The sequence below is a fragment of the Milkweed yellows phytoplasma str. MW1 genome (assembly GCF_000309485.1).
Lineage (GTDB): Bacteria > Bacillota_I > Bacilli_A > Acholeplasmatales > Acholeplasmataceae > Phytoplasma.
In genome coordinates, this window is the sequence record NZ_AKIL01000108.1 from 1 (window position 1) to 1,158 (window position 1,158).

At 18.7% G+C, this 1,158-nt stretch carries 1 protein-coding gene; it reads left to right on the plus strand.

The annotated features are described in order from the left end of the window. Positions 1-864: 864 nt before the first annotated feature. Positions 865-1,158 (plus strand): hypothetical protein (locus tag RI76_RS02120; protein ID WP_152411655.1); only part of this gene is annotated, 294 nt, incomplete at its 3' end.

A 1,158-nucleotide genomic window follows, 5' to 3' on the forward strand; every position in this document is an offset into this window, starting at 1 on the left:
AAAAAATGTGCAAAGAATTAAAAAAAAATTCATTTTTAGAGGATAAAAAAAAAATAATTGCACAATCTTTGCTTATTAATTGCACATTTTTTTATAGTTATGCACATTTTTTGATGATGTAAAAATTTTTTTCTTTTTTGGAAAAAGTTATAAAATTCATCTTTTGAAAAATGATCTTTTTATTTTCAGAAAGAGTGAAAAAATAGAAAATATTTTTTTAATAAAAAAATGTGCAAAGAATTATGAAATGAATGATTTTAAAAAAGTTATGCACAAACGAATGCACAAAAAATCTTTTTTAAAAAAAGATAAAAAAAGATTTTAAAAACATTCATTTACATTGAAGAAGAAAAAGTTATGCACATTGAAAAAGGAGTTATGCACAATTGTTTTTCCTTTGTGCAAAGAATTAAATTTCCAATATTTTAAGAGAAGAAAAATACTTTTTTAAAAAAGATTAAAAATAAGTGAAAATGATTTTTTTATTTTTGAATTAAAAAAAGTTATGCACAAAAAATAATTTTTAAATGTTATAAAAAGACTTAAAAAAACATTCTTTTTATTTACGATAAAAAAAGTTATGCACATTTAAAAAAGAAATTTTTCTTTAATTTTTTTTAAAGTTTAAATTATTTTTTTTATTTTATAATCAAAATGTATTATAATAAAGTTAAATTTTTATTTTATTTTTAATCAATTGCTTAGTGAAGGGAAAATTTTAAAATAAGAGAAGAAGAAAAAATAAAATTAAAAAATTTTATATTAGGTGTACTATTTTTAATCATTGCTTATCAATTGGTTTATTTTATTTCTTCGGAAATAATTTATAAAACTCATTTTTTCCAAGTTTTTACTAGAAAAATTGTGAATGAAGAAACAAAAAGAATTTTAGATTTATACATTAAAATTGAGTATCACAGTTTTTATTCTCTTATGATAATAGTTTATTTTGGTTCTTTTGCATGGTGGGCTTGCATAACTCCTTATTTAATTTATAAATATTTAGATAAAAAAGCGATTAAGCAATTATTTTTTTCTTTGCTTTTGTTTTTACTTGTCGCTATGGTTATTTTTTTTCTTTTGCCTTTAGAAATCGAAGCAAAAGATCAATGGAAAGAACAAATTGAAGGAAATGAAAATTTTTTAAATAAAATAATA